Here is a 19666-nt window from a genome sequence, read left to right on the forward strand (position 1 = left end):
CTAGTGATGAATAAGTGCAACATTTGCAGACAAGTTTTAAAGTGAGATTTCGCCCTTACTTTTTAAACTTAGCAATGAGTTTGTCGAGCGGCAATTTCTCTGCAGCAAAGCCATAGAGTGCAGCAAAAGGCAAGGCAGTTCGTGCCAAATACGCCACGCGCCATAATCCACCGTGGTTCGCACCTTCCATCATCAATTCGAGCGGATGATCAAGTTTCACTTCGGGATTGGCTGCCGAGTCTGGATTGCGTAGGTCATGAATCCATAACGCAGCCATAATCGCATTGGTGGTTTCAGGGCTAAACGCTTCAACATCAAACAAACTTGCGCCGCTAAATGCAGCCTTGAGCAATGGATTTTTGGTCACGGAGTGTGTGGTGGTTGAAGGTGCAATATTGATGCTGACACGCTGTCCTTGATGACGGGCTAAAATTGCACGCCATTGCTGGATACGTTTTGCCAAAGCATAGTTTGGCCCTTGTTCCACCACCAAACAGTCGGCAATACCATAATGTTGACCATTGTCTGAAGCAATCAAATTGTGCAGATTCTTTTGGAAGAAATGACTGCGTGAAATGGTTTCAATACTTTTGGTGAGCAGCTTTTGCCCTTGAGAGCGCTGCTGAAATTTCTCCGCAGATGCGCTGATCACTTCTTCAGGAACAGCATAAACATCGGTTGGAGTGCACATAAACATTAGGCTGCTGTCAGCTTTGTGTTCGCTGACATATTGCATAATGGCATCCATTGCCATAGCAACACGCACGTGTTTTTCACCATCCAAATAAGCAATGGCTGCTAAATCTAGCGTTTCAGTTTTTTGAGCTAACCATTGCGCAATTTCTGGGGTTTGCGTCAGCAGATTTGCACCCAATTGTTCTGTTAAAACGTCAAATGGAGTATCTGCCGCGAGTTGTGTTGTACTTGGTGCGTATAAGGTGGCATTGCCTTGTTGCACAGTACTTAGTATTTTATTCCATACACGGCTATTTGGTAAATCGACTGCAATAATATTGGCTTTCCATTTGGCTAACCATGTGAGTGGACCAGCTTCTGACGCTGCACCAAATAGCACCATATTACGCTCAGACAAATCAAACCATTCGGGATGCGCTACTGCTGCATTTAACGCTTCGGCATGACTTGGTTCAATAATGCCTGCTGCCAGCCAAATTGCAATTTGATCTAGTAAAGCTTGACCTTGTAACTTTTGCCCGTGATACGGCACATACCATTCAGGTGCTGATTGGCTGCTGCCTTGTAATTTAAAGGTATATAACGTTTCAGTAGGCAAGTGCATGACATCTTTCAGCACATATTTTTGCTCATGACGATAAAACTCAAAACTTTGATGTGCTTTTCTTAAACCATCTTCTGCAATTTGAATTGCGTTAGCTTGTTTACGAATTCCATTGATCACCAGGGCTTTAAAGTATTTTGGATAGTGCTTTCGCCAGTTTTTTTCTGCCAAAGCATCAACTGAGCTTTGATGATCGACAGTGGCTAAGGCTTCGGCAATAATTTGTTTGCCTGTGCTTGAGGTGCTGGGTTTATGTTTTTCTGGATGAATTGGGAACTGTAAGCCATCGAAAGAAGTGGACATGCAAAAACTCGCAAACTAAATTGAAATTAATATACAGATGTATACATTATCTATGCCAAGTTGCGATATGGGCTAGCAAAAACTACCAAAATTGAGTGAAATTTGAATAAAAAACCTTCACGAAGTGTAAAGGTTTTTAATGTGAATGAGATGTTGTTGGGATTTAAAGGTTAGTGTTTAAATGTCTAGGTTCGAATCATAAATGAGTCTGATGCTGTATCAACAATGTTATATTCACTCAGAGCAACAGCTTAACAACGTCCTTTTTTCGCCTGACCGGGTGGACAAAAATCACCATCACCATGCGGATGTTGGTGTGGATAATAGCCTTTCGGATAGATCGTGCGGTCAGGATCAATCACCACACTGCCTTCAGGGGTATGTACGGCACAGGCGCTTAATCCTAAACTAAGTAAAAAGGCGCTTAGAAGTGCAAATTTTTTCATGGCTGACTCCTGATTGCTTGATAGTTTTAGTCTTTATATTTTTAGTATAAGTGCTTGCTGAGTAACAGCATGTTATTTGTTGTGTGTTTTATCGTGTGTCACAAAGTTGATATATTGGATTATTCAGATACTTTCATCAAGCAAAAAAAACTCATTCCAAGTTCTTAAAGTGAAGATTGAAAAAGCGCATTTACCAAAGAAATACTGAGGATGAGAGGCAATAAATGATTGTTTAAGCGGATTTATAAAAGCGGTCTGTTGAAGGATTTGAAAATACTTAAAAGTAGTAACGACTTAGTTGTATATGTACTAAGTCGTTATAGTTTGAAAAGTTAAAACGGCAGTTGCGCTAGTTTATTCAGGAAGTGAGGTAAGATGCGTGGTTCAATTAAAATAGTCACAATCACACCATACGCCGCACCCCATAAATGCGCACTATGATTAATATTGGAATTACCACGTTTACCCGACCAAATGCTATACGCCACATACAGCACCGCAAAAATAATGGCAGGCACAGGAATAAAGAACACAAAAATCAGCTTCCACGGCTCAAACAAAATATAGGCAAACAACACTGCAGATACAGCGCCTGATGCGCCTAAGCTAGCCCAACGATGGTCATTTTTATGCTTTAAATAACTTGGAATAATCGCGGCAATCAAACCACCTAAATAGAATAAAACAAAGCCTAAATCATAGACGTATTGGCGATAAAAACTTTCAATGATGCTGCCAAAGAAAAACAGGGTAATCATATTGAACAGCAAATGCGCACCATCGGCATGCACAAAACCATGGGTAATGAAGCGGTCATATTGTCCGCGTTGCATCGCAGGCGGCCAAAAGATCAGGCGATTCATTAACTCTTGTTTGGAAAATGCCAACATAGACACAATGACCGTAATAATGATGATGGTCACGGTATGATTAAAAGGTAAATCGAGCATAAACGCCTATACTTTTACTTGAACTCTGCTGTAATAATGCATCAAAACTGAGTTTGAGTCGAACTTTAGGAATAAATCCGACAATTTTGGTTGATTTTTTTTTATTCCCCCGCATCTTCAGTTAAAATAGCCACTTCAGCTTGAGGAAATTATTGTTATGTCGACTGAGAACAGCAGCACAGCAGTTGTAGATGAAATTCCAAACTTATTGATTACGCCAACTGCTCAAGAGTATTTGAAGGATTTATTGGCAAAGCAAAATACACCAGGTATTGGTGTGCGTGTTTTTGTAGAAAATCCTGGTACACCGCGTGCTGAATGTTGCATGGCTTATAGTGCGCCCGATGAAGTTGTACCTACAGACTACAAACAGGAATATCCAGACTTTCCTGCATTTATTGATACGCCGTCTATTCCATATTTATTGGATGCCGTAATTGATTACAACAAAGACCGTTTTGGTGGTCAATTGACCTTCCGTGCGCCTAACTCAAAAGTGCCGCGCGTAGGTCCAGACGCTTCAATAGAAGAACGCATTACTTATGTTTTACAGTCTGAAATTAATCCAGGTTTAGCAGGGCATGGCGGTAACTGTGCTTTGGTTGAAGTGGTGGAAGATGAACAACATGGCTTAACTGCAGTATTGAAATTTGGTGGCGGTTGTCAGGGCTGTTCAGCGATTGATGTAACTTTAAAGCAAGGTGTTGAAACGACCTTGAAACAACACGTACCTGAATTGATGCGTGTGGTGGATCAGACTGACCACAGCCAATCCGAAGGTGCTTATTTTAAATAAGTTCTAAGCTTAGCTTAAAAATAACCTCCTAAATTTTAGGAGGTTATTTTTTATCTGAAATCGTCAGTAGACCCTACTCATTTGTTTGCAGATTTAAAATTTGTTGTGTTTTTTCAGAATAATAAAATTTCTCTAAATAATGACGTGCACGTTGTTTTAAATAGCCTTCAGCAATCATTTTTTGAATGACTGGATTTAACAGTTGTTGTAATTGTTGCTGGACTAGAGCTTCATCAATATTCAAATCACGTAACAACAAGTCAAAAGGTCGAGCTTGATTGCGTACATACCAAGCATACACACCATCAAGCACTTGCTGTTTCAAATAGTCACTTTGGCGTAAATGATCCCAAATTTCGTGTCCTAAATTGACAGTTAGGGATAGGTCTTGCACTTCAATATAGTTTTTTAAAACCGAAAGCGGTAAGTATTTAATTTTGTGCCATAAATTGGCTTGGAAGTGATACAGTTTTTCATCATCAAAGTGTTGATTGAGCACTGACTCGCTCATTTGAGTCAGTTTCTGTACATTTTTTTGTAAATAATGCTGAATGGCATGGTCTAAATTGCTATCGGTAACGCTTTCCAAAACCGATTTACCCATTTTCATAAAACGTGATACACCAGGCACGCTTTTGGCAATGACCGAATTATCCATATAATCTTGAATGGAATGTTGAATGAGTTGGGTAATCATGGCGGCAAAAGCAGGATTATTCACCACACTTTTAATTAAACGCTGACGATGTCCACTTTTACTTGCAACATATTGTGCAATTTTGTCGATGGTCAGCACAGGTATCACATCGGCAATTTGACTGCTGTCATTAACAGGGTGTACCAGGGCAAAACGAATATGCTCGGCAATTTGTTGCACTAAAAATGAACTGGCAGGCGTATTTAAAATTTGTTGTTGAATCAGTTGATGAATGGCTTCCGATGTCCATAGATCTTGTAAGCTTTGTTTGCGAAACCATTGGTAAAACTGCATAAACTCAGTTTGTACCGTTTCATTTTGGTTAAATTCTTGATCTAAGAAATCAAGCTGAGCGTCAATCAGTTGCTCAATGATGGGATGTTTCTGCATTCAGGTTTTATATAATAATTAATTGAGAGGAATCAGTTTATCAGCAAGTGGGTTTTTTAGGTTCTGTGTTTTAGACAGAAACGGCAAATAATATTGTGCGACTTGTTTTTCGGCTTCTAATAAAGGCATGTGTCCAACATTATTGAGAATCACGGGTGTTTCCGCGCGTTTGAGTAAAGATTGTAATTCCTTCGCCACTTCAACATTAATAATGCGATCTTGTTTGCCCCATAAAATCAGGGTCGGTGCTTCAATTGACCCTGTCAAACGCGCAAATGAGTCAGGCGTATAAATGCGGTTGAGTTTGACAATTTGCTCAATTGCTTTACGGGTTTGTTCCGAGCGTGAAATGAGGACTTCTTCTTGCGCATTTTGAATTTGTGAGGTCATGATAGGCGGGTTTTGCATGATTTGTTTAGCAATGTTGGCTAAATCACCATGTTTGCTCACAATTAAGTCATTTAAAGATAAAGGATTTTTGGTATAAGGCGTATTGGCGAGTTTATAAATTCCTGCACTATTGAGTAAAAATAAACTTTGCGTATCAAAAGGGTATTGCGAGGCATATACTGTTGCAATTGAGCCGCCTAAAGAATGTCCTGCCACGTGTAAGTTTTCTTCACAGCCAATTGCTTCAATAAACTGACGCAGTTGTGAGGTTACATTGGGTACTGAATTATCAAAATTGCTTGGGGTTTTGGTGTCACCGCTATTGGGTAAATCTGGAATAATCACATGATAATGCGGTGTTAAAAATTGCGCGACACGGTTCCAATTATCACGTGTGCCTGCCAAACCATGAATCAATAAAATTGTGGGTTTGCTGTGCGAGCCACCTTCGTTATAGCTCCAGACAACATCTCCAACACGAATGCTTTTAGAACTGAGTCCTGCCAGTTTGCGCTGTTGCTGAAAGTGATTTTGTAATAGTTTAAGTTCAGTCGCGTTGCTGCTATTGGTGTTATTGTTTTTTGTGAAGGTATATTGATTAGGCGCAGCACTTTGCACAAGGCAAGAAGTACTTAGTCCCAAAGCTAATATAGTCGTATGTAGATAACGTGATCGAATAAATTTCAACATGAAAACGTCTTTCCCTGACAAACCCAAAACAGGCTCGAATAATGATCGGCATTAGCTCTTAGGTCTAATTGCACAAGTGTATTCTGTCTATTGTAGGCGTTTAAAAATGAAAGTCATCCCTTGCTTTTTTGATCAAAGCTTTGAAATTGGAAGAAAATGTGACATATCTCTATAAAAAGTGAAATATTTATAACAAAAATGAATAGAAAAAAGCGCGGCTACATATTTTTTTGCAAGTGACATTCATAAAGACTGGCTTTAGAATATTGCAACTTCAAAGATCGGTGGTGAATCAAGAATGCTAACAGCTCAAGAAACTTTAGAACGTCTTAAACAAGGAAACCAACGTTTTGTTTCTGGTGATACCAAACATCCGAAGCAATTGTCGCACCAACAGCGTGCAGAAATGGCAGAAGATCAAAATCCATTTGCCATTATTTTAGGATGTTCAGATTCACGTGTCCCTGCAGAAATGGTATTTGACCAAGGATTGGGTGATCTTTTTGTAATTCGTGTTGCGGGCAACGTGGTTGCGCCATCACAGGTGGGTAGTGTTGAGTTTGCGGCAGAGCGTTATGATTGTGCTGTTGTTGTTGTCTTAGGTCATAGTCATTGTGGCGCAATTCAAGCGACAATTGATACTCTAATGTGCCCAGACTGCCCGCCATCGGCAAATTTAATGTCGATTGTGAACCGTGTTCGACCTTCTGTTGAAACTTTAATGCAGACTGAACTAAAAAATGATTTGGCGAAATTGTCTAAGCATGCAGTGCGTTCCAATGTGTTTGCATCGGTAAATCAATTGCGTCATGGTTCAGCGGTTTTAGAAAACCTGATTGAACAAGGTCAGTTGAAAGTGGTCGGTGCAGAATATTCACTTGAAACAGGTGAAGTGTTTTTTTTTGATTTTTAATCCGAACCGCACAGCAATTAGATTTTCCTCAAAGGCGCTTTATAAAGCGCCTTTGATATATGGATAGGCATTATTGAGCAAAATAGGCTGAGCTTTGGCATTTGGGTGAATTAAATCTTTTTGCATCAATTGCTTATTGCCTGCAATACCTTCCATAAAAAACGGCAGCAATTTGACTTTATATTGCTGACTCACCACTTTATAGTTATTTTCAAATGCTTTGCTATACGCCGAGCCGTAATTGGGTGGCATTTTCATCCCAAAAATCACCACTTTCGCTTTGGCTTTCTGGCTATGCTGAATCAGGTTCGCTAAATTTTTTTGAATCATTTGTGGTGGTTGTCCACGCAAGCCATCATTCCCGCCTAACTCAATGACTACAACGTCTGGGCGATGGGTCTGCAGTAATTTAGGCAGACGCGCCAAAGCGCCGCTGGTGGTTTCGCCACTGACACTTGCATTGACCACTTTATGCTGTTTCGGATACTGTTGATCTAAACGTTTTTGCAATAAATGAACCCAACCTTGTTGTGGTTGTATGCCGTAACCGGCACTCAAGCTGTCGCCTACAATCATAATGGTTTTTGCAGATACCACGAATGGGCTGAAACATAGACCAAGCACCAACACACGCGGAAAGACACGACTAGATAGATTGCGATTTTGCATAATGGGAAACGTATGACTCAAAACTCTAAAGAATCTAATATCATGCCACAAACGATTATTTCTGCCCAAAATTTGACACAAAAGATACAACTTGCACAAAAACAATTGACCATTTTTGAGAATTTAAACCTCAATATTCAGGCAGGCGAACAAGTTGCTATTACAGGCCGTTCGGGTTCGGGAAAATCGACCTTATTGGGTATTTTGGCAACTTTAGATCAAGCAAGTAGCGGAAAATTATTGGTTTGTGGTGAGTCGATTGCAGAATTAAATGAAGAACAACGTGCAGAAGTCCGTTTAAAGCATATTGGTTTTGTGTTTCAATCTTTTCAGTTATTACCGCATTTGACTGCATTGGAAAATGTGATGTTGCCTCTGCGTTTGCAGGAAAAATTTAAATATGCCGAGGCTGAACAAAAAGCCCTGAATTTGCTGAAACGTGTGGGTTTAGAACGACAGGCACAGCAAACGCCGAAAGTGCTTTCGGGAGGCGAGCAACAACGTGTCGCCATTGCACGCGCTTTAATTCGTGAACCTAAAATTATTTTTGCCGATGAACCGACAGGAAATTTGGATGGGGAAACTGCAACTGAAATTGAGCAACTGTTATTTGAGCTGAACCGCGAGTTGGGCACAACTTTGGTATTGGTCACGCATGATCCGAAATTAGCGGTACAATGTCAGCGCCACTACGCCTTAATTAATGGGCAATTGGTTGAGCAAGTTGCAGCTAAGCCAGCCGCTGCCATAACAGGAGGATGAAATGAACGCATTATTTCATCCACTATTAAAGCAGAGCTTTAAAAGCAGTGGTATCTATTTACTGATTATTGCACTGACTTTAGCGATTAGTGCGACCACGGCCTTAAAGTTTAGCAATGAACAAATTCAAAATGCGGTGGCGTTGCAAGCGGCGGAAATGCTGGCGGCCGATTTAGTCCTGAGTGACAATGGACCGATTGCACAAGACTGGCAGGATCAGGCGACTGCACATCAGTTACAACAGTCGCACGTGACTGTATTTAGTTCGATGGCACATACACAAGACCAATTTGTAATGGTGAATGTCAAAGCGATTGAACACAATTTCCCATTACGCGGTGAGTTACGCGTGAGTCCTGCAGCGGACAAGATTCAGTCTGGCGAAATTTGGCTAAGTCAGCGTGCTATGGATTTACTCCACGTTAAACTTGGTGAAACAGTCAATATTGCCGATGCGGCATTTACCGTGACTGCCAAAATTGAACATGATTCCAATCAAGAACTCGGTTTTTCAGGTTTTTCGCCGACAGTGATTATTTCACAGGCCGATGTAGCACGTACCAAAGCCATTCAAGTGGGTAGCCGTATAGATTATCGTTTGTTGTTGGCAGGCAACGCCAAAGATACGCAAAATTTTGAGCAATACTTTAAAACACATACACCACAGCCTGCACAGGCGCAGCAGACGGCTACGGCTAGCTCTGAACAAAACTTTGAACAACAAAGCAGTTTAAGACTACGTAATGCCAGTGAAGGCAATACGCGCTTAATGCGCCCAATTGCCAATTTAGATACCTTTTTACAGTTGGCTAACATCCTGACCATTTTACTGTGCGGAATTGCGATTGGTTTGACCAGTCAGCGCTATGTGCAACAAAATCAGGATCATATCGCCTTATTACGTTGTATTGGTGCGAGTAAACGCCAAATTTTGGCAGCTTATTTGGCGTTGCTGACCTTGGTTTTGTTCGTCGCTATGGGCATTGGCAGTATTTTGGGTGTGACCTTGGGCTATGCATTGTTGCAAATCATGCTGCAACTGATTCCGCACTTGGACATTCAATTTTCAGCCATAGCAATGCTGCTTGGACCATTACCAATCGCCATGCTGACCAGTGCTGTGGTGTTGTTGGGTTTTGTACTGCCTAATTTATTGCAACTGCTGAATACCGCACCGATCCGAGTGATTCGCCAACAAGACAAAAATATGCGCGCTTGGTGGTGGATGTTGCTTACAGGGACGCTAAGTCTGATTGTGTTTTGTGTGGTCTTGACCGAAAGTTTAGTGCTCAGTACATGGGTGATTGGCGCGATTATTGCGCTGTGTGTATTGCTATATGGGGTGGTGTGGAGTGTATTAAAATTATTACGTCATTTTAAAGGCAGGCTCGCAGCGTATATTCGTGCGCCTGCTGTCACGGCCTTTCAAATTACTGCATTGGCTTTAGGGTTAAGTTTGATTACTGTACTTGCAGTTTTGCGTACGGACTTGTTAGATCGTTGGCAACAACAATTGCCCGAAGGAACACCCAATCAGTTCGCTTACGGCTTACCACCTTTTGATATGCCTGAATTTCAACAACAACTCGCGCAGCAGCAGTGGCATAGTACGCCACTTTATCCAAATATACGTGGGCGTTTGGTCGCTAAAAATGACCAACCTTTTGCCGACGCCCTGATTCAGCAGAGCAACACATTAAGACGCGAACTCAACCTGACTCAGTCGGATCGTTATCCTGCCGATAATATCATTGTGAATGGGCAAGCCAATTTTAGTGCAGTGGGGCAAGTCTCAGTAGAAGCAGATACGGCTACCGAGTTGGGCATTAAAATTGGAGATCGACTCAGTTTTAGTCTGCCAGAAGGCATACTTGAAGCTGAAGTGATTAATCTGCGTACAGTGGAATGGGAAAGTTTTAGTCCGAATTTTTTCTTTATTTTTTCACCGCACACCATGGATGAAAATGCAGGCAGTTATTTGGGTAGTTTCTATGTGCCTGAGGCAGATAAACCGAAATTGATTCAATTGATTCAGCAATTTGCCAATACAGTATTTATTGATGTCAGCCTCATTTTGGGGGAAATTAAACGTATTGTGAATGTGTTGGTGCAGATCATCACCATTTTAGCCATTTTGGTGAGTGTGTCTGGGTTGCTGGTTTTGGTCGCGTGTTTAAACTTGTTGATGGATGAGCGCAAACGCGAAGTGGCATTGCTGCGTTCTTTTGGCAGTTCTAAACAAAAACTCAAACGTATGTTGAGTCTAGAAATTGGTTTTATGGGGTTTATTGCAGGAATTGTGGCGTGTTTATTTGCCGAAGTGATTAGTGCTGTTGCCAGTTACCGCATGGATTTAATGCTGCAACCGCATTGGGAAATCTGGCTGATTTTGCCTGTATTTATGACCGTGTTGTGTGCCTTGATTGGGCGTTATCGTTTAAGTTATTTGTGCGATATTCCACCACTACAAAGTTTAAGAGAGATGAATCAGTCCTGATTCATCTCTTATTTGCCATTTCAGATTGCAATGTTGCTTATGTTGAACCTAAACTGCGCTGCATCATGCTAAGCAACTCTTGCCAAAGTGGTTGAATTGGGGCAAGCAGTTGATGGCAATACCAGTAAAAGGCAACGCAGCCCAGTGGTGCAAGGAGCATCGCAAAACCGTTCACTAAGTTGCTGTGTTTACTGCGTTGTCCAATGTACCAAATGAGTGTCATGGCTGCGCCCATGAGCATGCCACCAATATGTGCAGCGTTATTAATGCCACTGATCATAAAGCCCATGCCTAAATTCAGTGCCATCACTATCACTAAGGTTTTGCCATCCAACAGAAATTTTTGGCGCGGCAATTGGGGCAATAACGCCAATACCGTCAGTGCAGCCCCAAGTCCCATCACTGCACCCGATGCACCTGCACCCACGCTAGGTAACAGCTTTGGATTGGCGACGCCTTGCTCGAGTAGGTTATAACTGGCTTGAATGCTGACATAGCCACTGAGCAGGCTGCCCATTAAACCTGCACAAACGTATAACACTATAAAATAGGCACGCCCAAACAACTGTTCACTGACGCTGCCAAAAATATACAAGGCCCACATATTTAACATTAAATGTACTAAACCGAAATGAAAAAACATGCTGCTGAACAGGCGAATGGGTTCCGCCAAAAAGGTTAAAGGTGCATAATCAGCACCCCAGCGTATTGCATCTTGCGGGCTAGGATTGCTAATGTTCATGCCGTTGAGCACTTGCCATGCAAACAAAGCCACATTGATTGCAATCAGGGCTGCGGTAATCCACCACAGGTGAATTTCAACTTTATGGTTGCGCAGGTTTGGGGGATGTTGGGACATATATTTGAATATTGTGTCGTAGTGATCAATCTAAGCTTAACACGAAAAAATAACGCTTCAGGAGCCATGCACCAAGATGAAAGCTTTTTTTATACGAACTTTGTTAATTCTTGTCAGTGTGGTGCTTTTGGTTCAATTGTGGATTTTTAGCAGCTTGGTGTGGTGGCGTACGCAGCCTGTGCAATCGACTATGATGATGCGTTTGGATTATTGGGCTGAACCGAGCAAGCCTATTCAACATCAATGGCGTGACTATGACCAACTCAGTGACAACTTAAAACGTGCTGTAGTGACTGCCGAAGATGGCAAATTTATGCAGCATCATGGCTTTGACTGGGAGGGCATCCAAACCGCTTTAGAACGTAACAAAGATGAAGGCAAAGTTGTTGCAGGTGGTTCCACAATTTCTCAGCAGCTTGTCAAGAATTTGTTTTTATACAATAAGCGCTCTTTTTTGCGTAAAGGGCAAGAAGTTGTGGCAACATGGATGATGGAACGCATGTGGTCAAAGCAGCGTATTTTAGAGGTCTATCTTAACTCGGTAGAATTTGGCGATAATATTTATGGTGCCGAAGCTGCGGCACAGCATTATTTTGGTAAAAGTGCAAAAAGTTTAAGCCGTGACCAAGCTATTTTTTTGGCTGCGATATTAACTAATCCCAAATATTTTCAAGAACACCGTAATGCGGGGGCATTAAAAGCCCGTAAACAGATGGTGCAGCGTTATATGCGTTATGCGGAAATTCCTTAAATTGAGGGAAAACAAACTATAAATGTCAAAACATCCGCAAAGCCTAATTTTTTAGGCTTTTTTTATGAAAATGTCACAAAATTGAAGCATACTTGTAGCAGTGCCAAACATTTTAAAAAGCATAGGTGGGTATGAATACGGCAATAGGCGCGACTCCTGCGCAACCAGAATATACATATAATGATCGCTACATTAACCGCGAACTGTCTATTTTAGATTTCCATTTGCGCGTGCTTGAGCAAGCTGTAGATCCGTTGCATCCTTTGTTGGAACGCATGAACTTCCTGCTGATTTTTTCACGTAATTTGGATGAGTTTTTTGAAATTCGTGTTGCGGGCATGATGGAACAATTGGACTTGGGCAATGAAAGCCGAAGTCCAGATGGTTTAACGCCTAAACAAGTGTTAGATCAAATTTCTAAAACAGCACATGCTGCCATTGAACGCCAGTACCGTATTTTGAATCAGGAAATTTTGCCAAAATTACGTGAAGAAGACATTTGTTTCTTACGTCGCGGTGAATTAACTCCTGCACAATCAGCATGGGTGAAAAAATATTTCCAAGAACAAGTTGCCCCTGTATTAACTCCAATTAGCCTAGACCCTGCACATCCATTCCCACGCTTGGTCAATAAAAGTCTGAACTTTATTGTGACTTTGGAAGGTAAAGATGCTTTTGGTCGTCATATTGATTTGGCGGTTGTTCCAGCACCACGTTCTTTACCACGCGTAGTCCGTTTGCCCGATGAACTTACAGGCGGTAAAGAACACCACGTCATGCTTTCCGCAATTATTCACGAGCATGTGTCAGACTTGTTCCCAGGGATGACCGCAACAGGTTGTTATCAATTCCGTGTGACCCGTAATGCAGATTTGGCGTTAAATGAAGATGTAGAAGATTTGGCTAAAGCCCTAAAAGGCGAATTAAACTCACGCCGTTTTGGTCGTGCGGTTCGTTTGGAAGTCACGCAGAACTGCCCAAAAGCCATTTATCATTATTTGTTAGATGAGTTTGATCTTGAAGAAGAACAACTTTATAAAGTAGATGGCCCGGTGAACTTGGCACGTTTATTGTCTAATTTTAAACGTCCGCATTTACGTTATGATTCACATACACCAGCCATTCCAAAGGTTTTAAAAAAGTCTGAAAATATTTTTTCAGCAATGCAAAAACAAGACATTTTACTGCATCATCCGTTTGAATCTTTTGCACCTGTGATTAATTTGCTGCGTGAAGCTGCACGCGATCCACAAGTCTTGGCGATTAAACAAACTTTGTATCGCAGTGGCGCAGATTCTGAAATTGTGCAAGTGCTTGCAGAAGCTGCACGAAACGGTAAAGAAGTAACTGCGGTGATTGAACTGCGCGCACGTTTTGATGAAGAATCCAACATTGCTGTGGCTAACGTGTTGCAAGAAGCGGGTGCTGTAGTTGTGTACGGTATTGTGGGTTACAAAACCCACGCCAAAATGATTTTGGTGGTGCGCCGTGAAAATAATAAATTAGTGCGTTATGTGCATTTAGGCACAGGTAACTATCACGCTGGCAATGCGCGTATTTACACCGATTATGGTTTACTGACCACAGATAAAGAGCTGTGTGAAGATGTGCATCGTATTTTCCAAGAGTTGACAGGCATGGGGAAAATGGCAAAACTGAAAAAGTTATTGCATGCGCCATTTACCCTGCACGCGCAGTTGGTCAATTATATTGATGAAGAAATTGCCAATGCCAAAGCAGGCAAGCCAGCGCAAATTATTGTGAAAGTGAATGCACTGACTGAAATGCAATTGATCAATAAATTGTATGAGGCTTCTCAGGCAGGTGTGCAAATTGATCTTATTATCCGTTCAATTTGCTGTTTGCGTCCGGGCTTGCCAGGTTTATCGGAAAATATTCGTGTGCGTTCGATAGTCGGGCGTTTCCTTGAGCATACCCGTGTCTATTATTTCTCTAATAATGGTAATCCACGTATTTATTGTTCAAGTGCAGACTGGATGGATCGTAATTTGTTTAACCGCGTTGAAGCGTGTTTCCCAATTGAAGATCCGGCCTTGAAAAAACGTATTTATGAGCAGGGCTTATTGACCTATATGCAAGACAATCAACAGGCATGGCTGTTGCAGGGTGATGGAACTTGGGTGCGTGTAAAAGCGGCTGATGGTGAAGAACCACACAATGCGCAGCGAATCCTTACTGATAGTATTGTTTAGTTTAAAACATTTATAGCAGGAAAAAGAGCGATGCCATACATCGCTCTTTTTTCGTCTCTAATATTTATTAAATACTTATATCTTTGATTTATCTTTTATATTGATCAATTTAAGAAAAACAGCGCATCGCATCATCTGCATTCATAATTTTACGATAAATACTTTTTACATAACCATGCACCAGTTGTTCGGATGCATTTAGGTTGGCTGCTACTTGTTGTGAGGGCAAACCTTGCCCTGAAAGCGACAATATTTCATGTTCAGTTTTAGACAGTGCCAAAGAATGACCCTGAGCGACAATGGATTGTTCGCAGGCTAAGATTTCATTGGCTAAGTTGCCATCTAGCGGTGAGCCACCACGTAAAATAGTACGAATCTGGTTTTGCATGCCTGTAGCAGTTTGGTCGCTAAAGACATAGGCTGAAATGCCTAAATGAATGGCTTGTAGCAATTGTTTTGGCATACTTGATGGCAACACCGCCACAATTAAGGTGTCTCTACGGAAAAGTTTAAGATTTTGAATAAAATCAATCTGTGCTTTGAACCAAGACTGTAAATTGATAAATACCAAATTAGGTAGATGTTGCTGCACCATCGATACTGCATTCGCGAGAGATGAGCTGCATAGCAGAACCTCTTTCGGGTAGCCAAAATTTTGTAAAATGTAGCTTAAATTTTGTGATGCTTCTAGCTGATCATCAATCAGTAGAACGGGCACAGGTAAAATTAGATCTCTGTGTATCATAACAATTACTCCTGTGCTGTTTTATAAATATTTTTGTTAAATAGATTGTGCGTGATATTGCTGTAACTGAATATCCTTAGATGTAGTGATATTTATATAAAAAGGGTAAATATAAGTAATTGTTGCTAATTATTTTTTTGAAATGTATTGGAAATGTGAGTAATGTAACTTGATACTGATCTTTGGTTTAGTGGTAAGAATGAAATGTTAAATTTGTGCTGAATTGCGCATTTTAAAACTTATTTATATTTATAAATCAGTTAAACATATTGAACTGCAAAAATATTAGGAGTTTTTGAACGAAAAATAAAAAAGGAGCCATGTTGGCTCCTTAATGGGATGTTGGATCGTGTGTCTAAATTTAGACTGCGTTTTGAGTGATTTTTTGTAAAATCCGCAGCAAAACATCAAATTCACTTTGTAGTGGTGTACTTTTACGTGTCACCAAAGCCAAAGTTCGGCTTGGTGCAGCCTCAATACTTTTGATCTGTAAATCTGGATTCGATTTGATCATGGCATTATGAATTGCAATTTCAGGCAATAGGGTAAAGCCTAAATTTGCAGACACCATTTCAACCAAGGTCGGCAAAGAGCTGGCTTTTAAACGTTGATCGTTTTTACGTTCCCCAATTGGGCAGGCACTTAAAGTGTGGTCGCGTAAGCAATGACCTTCTTCAAGCAGCATTAAACGCGATAAATCCAAATCATCTAAAGAGTTGGCCTGCGCCGATTTTTGATCACCTTTGTGATAAACCAAGAACAAATCTTCTTTAGAAATTTCTGCGACTTTCAAACCACGCGTATCGAATGGCAGGGCTAAGACCACCATATCTAAATTGCCGTGTTCCAATTTTTCGACAATTTTTTCACTTTGCGCTTCGTGTAAATGCAATTGAATTTTAGGTAGCTGCTTATGCACTTCATTTAACAGTTGCGCCAAAATAAATGGGGCAATGGTTGGAATCACGCCTAAGTGTAAATCACCTGTGAGAGGCTCACTCATTTCACGGCTTAAACGCATTAAATCCTGTGCATCTGCTAACAGAACACGGGCGCGTGCTACGACTTGTTCACCCAATGGGGTTAAACGTACATTCTGTCGATCACGTTCTACCAGTACACCGCCAAGCAGGCGCTCTAGTTCCATGATCCCGCCAGACAAAGTCGACTGAGTTACAAAAGAACGGCGAGCCGCTTCTGTAAAATGTAACGTTTCAGACAGTGTAACGAGGTATGACAGCTGTCTTAAAGATGGTAATGCAGCCATAGTGTCCTAATGATTATGATTTAAAGTGGTGAGCAAACAGTTCACTAAGATGAGGAATAAAGTGTGGAGGCATATCATGCCCCATTCCTTTAATTAATTCAAACTTAGCGCCCGGAATCGCTTTCGCAACAGCCTTACCATGCCCTGGTGGGAGCAAACGATCTTGCGAACCATGTACCACGAGGGTAGGTTGCTGAATTTGTTTGTCCAGTTGTAGCAACGAGCCTGTACATAATATTGCTAAAAACTGTTGAAGTACACCCGCAGGATAATAACTTCGCTGATATAATTTGCGTGCAGTTTGTATCGCGTCGAGCTGATTCACATAGCCTGGTGAGCCTATCACCCTAAAGAGTTTTAAACTATGTTCAACGATGCTATTTTCATCTTGCGATTTCGGTCTTTCTAGCAAGCTGAACAGTTGTTTTGGAAATGGTGGTGGTAAAAATGGCTGGTTATTACTGGTAAATAATAAACCTAAATTATTCACGCGGTCTGCATATTTGGCTGCTAAAATTTGTGCAATCATACCGCCCATAGAAGCACCAATCACTTCGGCTTTTTCAATGCCTAAGCGTTCTAATAGCAATGCAGCATCATCTGCCATATCAAACAAGTTATAAGGGGCACCGTGGTTTTGCAGACCTAAGCTAAAACGCCCCATCATTTTATAAGTGTTTAGACGTGGGCCTTTGTGGCGGATTTTAGATGACAAGCCAATATCGCGGTTGTCATAGCGAATGACTCGATAACCCTGATCAATCAGTGATTTACAAAAGAAATCGGGCCAGTACAACATTTGTGCGCCTAAACCCATAATCAGCAAAATAGGTGGATCTTCAGTTTTTCCACCCACTTCGACATGCAGTTGAATTCCGTTGCCTAAATCGACTTTGGTTTCGTGCATAAATGCCGTATAGGGTGATGTGTGGAACTGAAGTGCACTATTCATGTTGTGATCCTCATGTAAGACAAGAGCGAAATTAATCGCTCTTTATTCTTTTTATTTTATTCCGATACAGGCAATAAGTCTGGCACTAATTTGGTCAAACTCAAGCGTTGTTTGGCCGCCGTTGTACCTAATAGGACAAAGCCACGTAAGGTATCGGTTTGGTCATAGGCTCTAGCAATCATGCCATCGTCAAATTCTTCGGTATGCCAATTGACATCTACCCCTAGTGGTGCAGGTAAAACAGTCAGTGGTGCAGCAGGTGTTTTAACTGCAACAGGCATGGCAGGGTAGTGTACCTGAGTGGTTTCACCATTTAAGGTTTTGGCTAAGGCACGTGCTTGCTGCATGATTGGCATCACATACGGCAATAAAATACCATTCACTTCCGCACAGTCACCCACTGCATAAATATCAGCTTGGCTGGTTTCGAGTTGCGCATTGGTTAAAACACCACGACTGATTTCGATGCCTGCTGTTTTAGCCAAAGCAATGTTCGGCTGTAAACCAATCGCAGACAGTACCACATCGGCAATTAAAGACTGACCGCTGGTAATGGTCACTAAATAGTCGTCATTTTTAATTTTTGAAACTTTTTCAACGGTTGTGCCCAATACAAAATGAATGCCCGTTTCTTCTAGATTTTGTTTAAAAGCACTGGCTACATAATCTGGCAATAAACGACCTAGCGGTTGTGGTGCAAGGTCAATCACCGTGACTTGGTGTCCTGTTTGCTGCAAGTCATTGGCAAATTCACAACCAATCAAACCTGCACCTAAAATTACCACACGTTTATCTTGACGTTTTTCAAGCTGTTGGCGAAATGCAGTGTAATCACTTAAATTATTCACCACATGAATATCATCACTGCCATCGCCCGCAATCGCTAAACGCACAGGATTCGCACCCACTGCCAAAACTAATTTAGAATAAGGTTGTTGGCTGCTCACTCCCTCTTTTTCTAATTCAAGTACATGCGCCTCTGCATCAATCGCTTTCACCCAAGTGTGGGTTTCAATACGCATATTGAGTTGGCTTGCCATTTTAGCCGCATCGCCCAATGTAATTTGAGCAGGGGTTTTATTGCCCGCCAATGCGTTAGATAAAGTTGGTTTGGCATAACTGGCAGCATCATCTGCACAAATCATGACTAACGCTTGTTCTGCATTTAGCTTACGAAACTCGCGTGCAACAGTATAACCTGCCATGCCTGAACCAATAATAACGATAGGATGCATAAGGTGTGCTCCAAATGAGGGCATAGAAATTGGCGTTAAAAAAAGACCATCGGACATGGTCTTTTCATGGTCTTACATTTCAATCATTTCAAAATCAGCTTTTGAAACGCCGCAGTCTGGGCAAGTCCAATCATCAGGAATATCTTCCCATAATGTACCTGCCACAATACCATCTTGAGGCCAGCCTTCTGCTTCGTCATAAATCCATCCACAAACGATGCATTGATACTTTTTCATTCAATTCTCCATAAACCGATCTATAAATTTCCAGATCAGCAAAAAACTTATCTACGACGAGTTGTATGATATATCTATTTGATTAAGTTTTTACGCAGTTATAAGGCTAAAGTAAAGTAAATAAGCGATTTTAATCTGTGTTTTTATATAGTGAATAGATGCATGGGACAAAACTATACAGAAAAGATCTCTTTTGATAAAGATACTGCACTGTAATGAGAGAATGACAACAGGAAAAATAACGTTTGTATGCGTATAAACGCTATTTAAGACCTTGGTCGTAGAGTAAAAATCTTATATTTTTGCTATTTTATTAATGAACAAATATATATAGGACTTACGCATTGACGGATTCAAAAAAGTATTAAAATACCTTATAAAGTATCTGTGATCAGACGAATTAAAAATGCTTCTACAGCAACTTGTACTCTACCCATTTATATGGGCTTTCTCATGACAGAACCGAACTCTATTAGCTGCACACAACTTGCCGAGACTTATAATATCTCGCATGATAGTGTAAATCGCTTTCTAGAGCGTGAAGACTACACACCTCACGACCTATATCAAGAAGCAATTCAACATATTGATAATAATAAACTTA

General features: G+C 41.1%; 18 protein-coding genes and 1 pseudogene. 7 read left to right on the forward strand and 12 right to left on the reverse strand.

Going from position 1 to position 19666, the window contains the following annotated elements; translation table 11 throughout:
• Positions 1–55: 55 nt before the first annotated feature.
• From B2W49_RS00435 to B2W49_RS00445, 3 genes are all read right to left on the reverse strand, one after another.
• Positions 56–1603 carry a hypothetical protein gene (locus tag B2W49_RS00435; protein ID WP_291333458.1) on the reverse strand — a complete coding sequence of 516 codons (1548 nt, stop codon included), beginning with the start codon at positions 1601–1603 and terminating at the stop codon, positions 56–58.
• A gap of 251 nt (positions 1604–1854) precedes the next feature.
• Positions 1855–2049 carry a hypothetical protein gene (locus B2W49_RS00440; protein ID WP_291333460.1) on the reverse strand — a complete coding sequence of 65 codons (195 nt, stop codon included), beginning with the start codon at positions 2047–2049 and terminating at the stop codon, positions 1855–1857.
• Positions 2050–2381: 332 nt separating this feature from the next.
• A complete protein-coding gene (locus tag B2W49_RS00445) occupies positions 2382–2999 on the reverse strand; it encodes a rhomboid family intramembrane serine protease (RefSeq protein ID WP_019837468.1) in 618 nt (205 codons plus the stop codon).
• A 157-nt stretch (positions 3000–3156) separates the two neighbouring features.
• Here B2W49_RS00445 and nfuA point away from each other — a divergent pair, with 157 nt between their 5' ends.
• Positions 3157–3795 (forward strand): Fe-S biogenesis protein NfuA, encoded by a 639-nt coding sequence (nfuA, locus tag B2W49_RS00450; protein ID WP_291333463.1) that lies wholly within the window; start codon positions 3157–3159, stop codon positions 3793–3795.
• A gap of 73 nt (positions 3796–3868) precedes the next feature.
• Here the strand turns inward: nfuA and B2W49_RS00455 are convergent, their stop codons facing one another.
• Entirely contained in the window at positions 3869–4882 is a 1014-nt protein-coding gene (locus tag B2W49_RS00455; protein ID WP_291333465.1) for a hypothetical protein, read from the reverse strand.
• Between the two features lie 18 nt (positions 4883–4900).
• Positions 4901–5962 carry an alpha/beta fold hydrolase gene (locus tag B2W49_RS00460; RefSeq protein ID WP_291333467.1) on the reverse strand — a complete coding sequence of 354 codons (1062 nt, stop codon included), beginning with the start codon at positions 5960–5962 and terminating at the stop codon, positions 4901–4903.
• Positions 5963–6260: 298 nt separating this feature from the next.
• On the opposite strand from B2W49_RS00460, the gene B2W49_RS00465 reads away from it, so the two are divergent.
• Positions 6261–6875 (forward strand): carbonic anhydrase, encoded by a 615-nt coding sequence (locus tag B2W49_RS00465; RefSeq protein WP_291333469.1) that lies wholly within the window; start codon positions 6261–6263, stop codon positions 6873–6875.
• A 39-nt stretch (positions 6876–6914) separates the two neighbouring features.
• Here the strand turns inward: B2W49_RS00465 and B2W49_RS00470 are convergent, their stop codons facing one another.
• A complete protein-coding gene (locus tag B2W49_RS00470; RefSeq protein ID WP_291333471.1) occupies positions 6915–7544 on the reverse strand; it encodes an arylesterase in 630 nt (209 codons plus the stop codon).
• 12 nt (positions 7545–7556) lie between these two features.
• On the opposite strand from B2W49_RS00470, the gene B2W49_RS00475 reads away from it, so the two are divergent.
• Both B2W49_RS00475 and B2W49_RS00480 read left to right on the forward strand, forming a co-directional pair.
• Positions 7557–8306, forward strand: a complete 750-nt coding sequence (locus B2W49_RS00475) for an ABC transporter ATP-binding protein (RefSeq protein ID WP_291333473.1) — start codon at positions 7557–7559, stop codon at positions 8304–8306.
• A gap of 1 nt (position 8307) precedes the next feature.
• A complete protein-coding gene (locus tag B2W49_RS00480; protein WP_291333475.1) occupies positions 8308–10803 on the forward strand; it encodes an ABC transporter permease in 2496 nt (831 codons plus the stop codon).
• A 37-nt stretch (positions 10804–10840) separates the two neighbouring features.
• Here B2W49_RS00480 and B2W49_RS00485 read toward each other — a convergent pair whose 3' ends face one another.
• Positions 10841–11662, reverse strand: coding sequence for a rhomboid family intramembrane serine protease (locus B2W49_RS00485; RefSeq protein WP_291333477.1), 822 nt, complete (start codon positions 11660–11662; stop codon positions 10841–10843).
• 76 nt (positions 11663–11738) lie between these two features.
• On the opposite strand from B2W49_RS00485, the gene mtgA reads away from it, so the two are divergent.
• Together mtgA and ppk1 are read left to right on the forward strand one after the other, a co-directional pair.
• Positions 11739–12413: a monofunctional biosynthetic peptidoglycan transglycosylase gene (gene mtgA / locus B2W49_RS00490; RefSeq protein ID WP_236162156.1), complete on the forward strand. Its 675-nt coding sequence runs from the start codon at positions 11739–11741 to the stop codon at positions 12411–12413.
• A gap of 131 nt (positions 12414–12544) precedes the next feature.
• Positions 12545–14626, forward strand: coding sequence for a polyphosphate kinase 1 (gene ppk1 / locus B2W49_RS00495; RefSeq protein WP_291333489.1), 2082 nt, complete (start codon positions 12545–12547; stop codon positions 14624–14626).
• Positions 14627–14735: 109 nt separating this feature from the next.
• Here the strand turns inward: ppk1 and B2W49_RS00500 are convergent, their stop codons facing one another.
• From B2W49_RS00500 to rubA, 5 genes are all read right to left on the reverse strand, one after another.
• Positions 14736–15371 carry a LuxR C-terminal-related transcriptional regulator gene (locus B2W49_RS00500; RefSeq protein ID WP_291333491.1) on the reverse strand — a complete coding sequence of 212 codons (636 nt, stop codon included), beginning with the start codon at positions 15369–15371 and terminating at the stop codon, positions 14736–14738.
• 361 nt (positions 15372–15732) lie between these two features.
• Positions 15733–16638 carry a LysR family transcriptional regulator OxyR gene (gene oxyR, locus B2W49_RS00505; protein ID WP_291333493.1) on the reverse strand — a complete coding sequence of 302 codons (906 nt, stop codon included), beginning with the start codon at positions 16636–16638 and terminating at the stop codon, positions 15733–15735.
• Positions 16639–16651: 13 nt separating this feature from the next.
• Complete coding sequence (locus B2W49_RS00510; protein ID WP_291333495.1) at positions 16652–17590, reverse strand: alpha/beta fold hydrolase; 939 nt, start codon at positions 17588–17590, stop codon at positions 16652–16654.
• Between the two features lie 56 nt (positions 17591–17646).
• Positions 17647–18825 carry an FAD-dependent oxidoreductase gene (locus tag B2W49_RS00515; protein WP_291333497.1) on the reverse strand — a complete coding sequence of 393 codons (1179 nt, stop codon included), beginning with the start codon at positions 18823–18825 and terminating at the stop codon, positions 17647–17649.
• 72 nt (positions 18826–18897) lie between these two features.
• Complete coding sequence (gene rubA, locus B2W49_RS00520) at positions 18898–19062, reverse strand: rubredoxin RubA (RefSeq protein WP_019837454.1); 165 nt, start codon at positions 19060–19062, stop codon at positions 18898–18900.
• Between the two features lie 387 nt (positions 19063–19449).
• Between rubA and B2W49_RS00525 the strand changes: the two are divergent.
• Positions 19450–19666: pseudogene (locus B2W49_RS00525) on the forward strand (IS701 family transposase); the annotation flags it as partial.

It is taken from the genome of Acinetobacter sp. UBA801, from assembly GCA_002296655.1.
GTDB lineage: Bacteria > Pseudomonadota > Gammaproteobacteria > Pseudomonadales > Moraxellaceae > Acinetobacter.

What these genes read in the sequence shown, in the direction of transcription:
- B2W49_RS00435 (WP_291333458.1), bottom strand. Translation starts at nt 1,603, where the DNA reads ATGTCCACTTCTTTCGATGGCTTACAGTTCCCAATTCATCCAGAAAAA.
- B2W49_RS00440 (WP_291333460.1), bottom strand. Translation starts at nt 2,049, where the DNA reads ATGAAAAAATTTGCACTTCTAAGCGCCTTTTTACTTAGTTTAGGATTA.
- B2W49_RS00445 (WP_019837468.1), bottom strand. Translation starts at nt 2,999, where the DNA reads ATGCTCGATTTACCTTTTAATCATACCGTGACCATCATCATTATTACG.
- nfuA (WP_291333463.1), top strand. Translation starts at nt 3,157, where the DNA reads ATGTCGACTGAGAACAGCAGCACAGCAGTTGTAGATGAAATTCCAAAC.
- B2W49_RS00455 (WP_291333465.1), bottom strand. Translation starts at nt 4,882, where the DNA reads ATGCAGAAACATCCCATCATTGAGCAACTGATTGACGCTCAGCTTGAT.
- B2W49_RS00460 (WP_291333467.1), bottom strand. Translation starts at nt 5,962, where the DNA reads ATGTTGAAATTTATTCGATCACGTTATCTACATACGACTATATTAGCT.
- B2W49_RS00465 (WP_291333469.1), top strand. Translation starts at nt 6,261, where the DNA reads ATGCTAACAGCTCAAGAAACTTTAGAACGTCTTAAACAAGGAAACCAA.
- B2W49_RS00470 (WP_291333471.1), bottom strand. Translation starts at nt 7,544, where the DNA reads ATGCAAAATCGCAATCTATCTAGTCGTGTCTTTCCGCGTGTGTTGGTG.
- B2W49_RS00475 (WP_291333473.1), top strand. Translation starts at nt 7,557, where the DNA reads ATGACTCAAAACTCTAAAGAATCTAATATCATGCCACAAACGATTATT.
- B2W49_RS00480 (WP_291333475.1), top strand. Translation starts at nt 8,308, where the DNA reads ATGAACGCATTATTTCATCCACTATTAAAGCAGAGCTTTAAAAGCAGT.
- B2W49_RS00485 (WP_291333477.1), bottom strand. Translation starts at nt 11,662, where the DNA reads ATGTCCCAACATCCCCCAAACCTGCGCAACCATAAAGTTGAAATTCAC.
- mtgA (WP_236162156.1), top strand. Translation starts at nt 11,739, where the DNA reads ATGAAAGCTTTTTTTATACGAACTTTGTTAATTCTTGTCAGTGTGGTG.
- ppk1 (WP_291333489.1), top strand. Translation starts at nt 12,545, where the DNA reads ATGAATACGGCAATAGGCGCGACTCCTGCGCAACCAGAATATACATAT.
- B2W49_RS00500 (WP_291333491.1), bottom strand. Translation starts at nt 15,371, where the DNA reads ATGATACACAGAGATCTAATTTTACCTGTGCCCGTTCTACTGATTGAT.
- oxyR (WP_291333493.1), bottom strand. Translation starts at nt 16,638, where the DNA reads ATGGCTGCATTACCATCTTTAAGACAGCTGTCATACCTCGTTACACTG.
- B2W49_RS00510 (WP_291333495.1), bottom strand. Translation starts at nt 17,590, where the DNA reads ATGAATAGTGCACTTCAGTTCCACACATCACCCTATACGGCATTTATG.
- B2W49_RS00515 (WP_291333497.1), bottom strand. Translation starts at nt 18,825, where the DNA reads ATGCATCCTATCGTTATTATTGGTTCAGGCATGGCAGGTTATACTGTT.
- rubA (WP_019837454.1), bottom strand. Translation starts at nt 19,062, where the DNA reads ATGAAAAAGTATCAATGCATCGTTTGTGGATGGATTTATGACGAAGCA.